We start from the raw sequence: 3,509 nt of genomic DNA, 5'->3' as shown, positions 1-3,509 counted from the left end.
ACTCCGGCCCCCACGCCCACCCCGACGCCGTCCGCGCCCGCGGAAGAGGCTCACTGACACAGGCGAAAACCCTTGTTCCGGTACGGCACGCGTACCGGAACAAGGGTTTTCAGTCTTCGGTCGCGTCGAACTTGTAGCCCAGGCCGCGCACCGTCAGGATGCAGCGCGGGTTGGACGGGTCGGACTCGATCTTGGCGCGTAGCCGCTTGACGTGCACGTCGAGGGTCTTGGTGTCGCCCACATAGTCGGCGCCCCAGACGCGGTCGATGAGCTGGCCGCGGGTCAGCACGCGCCCGGCGTTGCGCAGCAGCACCTCCAGCAGCTCGAACTCCTTCAGCGGGAGCTGCACCTGCTCCCCTCGCACGGCGACGACGTGCCTGTCGACGTCCATGCGCACCGGGCCGACGGCCAGGACGGCCGTCTCCAGCTCCTCCACGACGTCGCCCTGGCGGCGCAGCACCGCGCGGATGCGGGCCACGAGCTCGCGCGAGGAGAACGGCTTGGTGACGTAGTCGTCGGCGCCCAGTTCGAGGCCCACCACCTTGTCGATCTCGCTGTCCTTGGCCGTCAGCATGATGACCGGCACCTTCGAGCGCTGCCTCAGCGAGCGGCACACCTCCGTGCCGGGCAGACCCGGCAGCATCAGGTCGAGCAGCACCAGATCGGCGCCATTACGGTCGAAGGTGTCGAGCGCTTCGGGTCCGGTCGTCGCGACCGACACCTCGAAACCCTCCTTGCGCAGCATGTAGGACAGAGCGTCGGAGAAGGACTCCTCGTCCTCCACGACCAGTACTCGGGTCATTTGGCGGCCTCCAGGGGAATCGAGGGTGGTACTGCCACCGCCGTGCCGCCGAAGGCGGGCAGGCGGAGCGTGAAGGTGGAGCCGGACCCTTCCTTGCTCCAAACGGACACCTCGCCCGCGTGCGCGGCGGCGACGTGCTTGACGATGGCCAGGCCGAGCCCGGTCCCGCCGGTCGCACGCGACCTGGCCGCGTCCACGCGGAAGAAGCGTTCGAAGATGCGCTCCAGCGACTCCTCGGGGATCCCGATCCCCTGGTCGCTGACGCTGATCTCGACGGAGTCGCCCGCGGGCCGCACGCTGACGACGACCCTCGTGTGCTCGGGACTGTAGGCGACGGCGTTGTCGATCAGGTTGCGCAGCGCGGTGACGAGCAACTCGTCGTCGCCCCAGATCCGCAGACCCTCGGTGCCGCCGAAGACGAGCGTGATGTCCTTGGCGGCGGCCTTGGTGTTGCAGTGGTCGATGGCGTCGTGAATGGCCTCGTCGATCGTGACCTGCCCGGGGGTGGGGATGGGCTCGGCGCCCTGGATCCTGCTGAGCGTTATCAGGTCTTGGACGAGGTACGTGAGCCGGGCGGCCTCGTGCTGCATGCGCCCGGCGAAGCGGGTGACGGCCTCGGGATCGTCCGCGGCGTCCTGGATGGTCTCGGCCAGCAGGCTGAGCGCGCCCACCGGGGTCTTCAGCTCGTGGCTGACGTTCGCGACGAAGTCACGGCGCACCGCCTCGACCCTGCGGCGTTCGGTCTGGTCCTCGGCGAGGACCAGCACCTGGCCGAAGGAGCCGAGCGGGGCGACGCGGACGGCGAAGTTCGTGGTCTCCTGGCCGAACTTGTGCCCCGCGACGTCGATCTCGCTCTCGCGGATCTCGCCGTCGCGGCGTACCTGCCGGGCCAGCGCCAGCAGCTCGGCGGCCATCAGCCGATCACCCTTGACCAGCCCGAACGCCCGCGCGGCCGAGCTGGCTCGCAGCACCTTGTCGTGCGCGTCGAGCACCACGGCGGACGAGGGCAGCACGGCCAGGACGGATGCCACACCCTGTGGCAGCGCGGCTCCGGTCTCGACGCCTTCGACCGCATCGGTCCTGCTCGGGGCCTCGATCTGGTTGCGGTAGAAGAGGACCGCCAGGGCGCCGACAACGAACCCGGCCAGGGCCGCGAAGCTCATGGCCATCTCACTCATGACTCCGATGGTAGGTGGCGTCTCCCCAGGACAGACCCTCTCATCAGGGGATGAACGCCCCTTTCCTGGAAAGTTCATCTGGCTGTAGGGGTTCGTTCATCGACCGGCACGTACGGTGACGACATGCGCGACGCGTACCATGAAGAACTTGATTCGCTGACTGGCAAGCTGGTGGAAATGACCAGGCTTGTCCGCTCGGCCATTTCCCGTGCCACCACGGCCCTCCTCGACGCCGACCTCCAGCTCGCAGAGAGTGTCATTTCCCGGGACGCGGAAGTGAACGCCACCTTTGCCGACATCGAGTCCTCGATCTTCGAGCTGATGGCCAGGCAGCAACCGGTCGCGGTGGACCTGCGGATGGTCATCACGGCGCTGCGCATGGGCACCGACCTCGAACGCATGGGTGACCTCGCCGTCCATGTCGCCAAGGTGGCCCGGCTGCGGCACCCCGACTCGGCGATCCCGCCGGAGACGCGCTCCACGATCGTCGAGATGGGGCAGATCGCGGAGAACCTGGTCACGAAGGCCGGGAGTTGCGTGGCCTCGCGGGACGTGGAGTCGGCCCTGGAACTGGAGCAGGACGACGACGCGATGGACCGGCTGCACCGGCGGCTGTTCAGGAACATCCTGGCCAAGGATTGGGCGCATGGGGTGGAGCCGGCGATCGACATCACGTTGATCGGGCGGTATTACGAGCGGTATGCCGATCATGCGGTTCGGGTGGCGGGAGATGTCGTCTACCTGGTGACAGGAGCCCGGCCCAGCTGACCGGCCGTCCGGCCGCGAAAACGCCCCCGCGAACGAGGCAGGTCGTCGCGGGGGCGTCACGCGTGCGCAGGTTTCACCGGCCCGCGATTCTTGCGATCATTCCCTGCGACGGGGCTGAAGGGTCAGCTCCGTTTGGAATGATTGGTGCGGTCCCTTGCACGAGGGGCCGATTTAGGGCTGTGTTGAATATGAGCCGTTTACCCGCGAAGGAAGGACGGCATCGAATGACAGGCGAGCCAGCCACGACGACGGGGCGCTGCTATGCGTGCAAAAGCACGTTCAGCTTCGATCCGCAGAAGGTCGAGACGATGCTGGTCGATCCCGAGACGAACCGTCCGCCCGGGATCACGGCTCTGGGCACCTTGCGTCCGGCCCTGCCGGATGCCGTGGCCAGGTCCATCGATGAGCCGATCTGCCCTGAATGCATAGAGAAGGCCAGGCGGATCACCAAAACCCTCAACCTGCAGCAGCAGTGGGACGGCGAACCGCCTACCAGCAACTGACCGCGCTTCGGCGGTCTCCCCCCTGGCCGGGCACCTCGGCGCCGGGCCCTTCAGCGTCGAGCGCTTCAGTCCCGGTCGGTGCCGGTCACGCCGGTCAGCCACCGGTTGAAGAGCGCCGGGTTCTGCCGGGCGTCCCAGCGTCCGAGCAGCGAGCGGTCCGGCACCCGGATGTCGGCCACGACCAGGCCCGGCCGCCCCGGATGGCCCTCGGCGACCACCCCGCCGTCCGGGCCGACGATCCGGCTCGCTCCCCCTCCC

5 protein-coding genes are annotated in these 3,509 nt (G+C 68.2%); 2 read left to right on the top strand and 3 right to left on the bottom strand.

Annotated features, from left to right (window positions below):
- Nucleotides 1-109 precede the first annotated feature (109 nt).
- Nucleotides 110-802, bottom strand: coding sequence for a response regulator transcription factor (locus ETD85_RS60970; protein WP_138698883.1), 693 nt, complete (start codon nt 800-802; stop codon nt 110-112).
- Nucleotides 799-1,971, bottom strand: coding sequence for a sensor histidine kinase (locus ETD85_RS60965; protein WP_138698884.1), 1,173 nt, complete (start codon nt 1,969-1,971; stop codon nt 799-801). The genes ETD85_RS60970 and ETD85_RS60965 overlap by 4 nt, the downstream gene beginning before the upstream one ends.
- Nucleotides 1,972-2,103: 132 nt before the next feature.
- Here ETD85_RS60965 and phoU point away from each other — a divergent pair, with 132 nt between their 5' ends.
- Both phoU and ETD85_RS60955 read left to right on the top strand, forming a co-directional pair.
- Entirely contained in the window at nt 2,104-2,748 is a 645-nt protein-coding gene (gene phoU, locus ETD85_RS60960) for a phosphate signaling complex protein PhoU (RefSeq protein WP_138698882.1), read from the top strand.
- Nucleotides 2,749-2,972: 224 nt separating this feature from the next.
- Nucleotides 2,973-3,251, top strand: coding sequence for a hypothetical protein (locus tag ETD85_RS60955; RefSeq protein ID WP_138698881.1), 279 nt, complete (start codon nt 2,973-2,975; stop codon nt 3,249-3,251).
- Between the two features lie 65 nt (nt 3,252-3,316).
- Here ETD85_RS60955 and ETD85_RS64220 read toward each other — a convergent pair.
- A partial coding sequence (locus ETD85_RS64220; protein ID WP_170247481.1) for a hypothetical protein occupies nt 3,317-3,509 on the bottom strand: 193 nt, incomplete at its 5' end.

It is taken from the genome of Nonomuraea zeae (assembly GCF_005889725.1).
Taxonomy (GTDB): domain Bacteria; phylum Actinomycetota; class Actinomycetes; order Streptosporangiales; family Streptosporangiaceae; genus Nonomuraea; species Nonomuraea zeae.
Note: the sequence above shows the minus strand (reverse complement) of the source record. Positions and strands in the feature narration are given on the sequence as shown.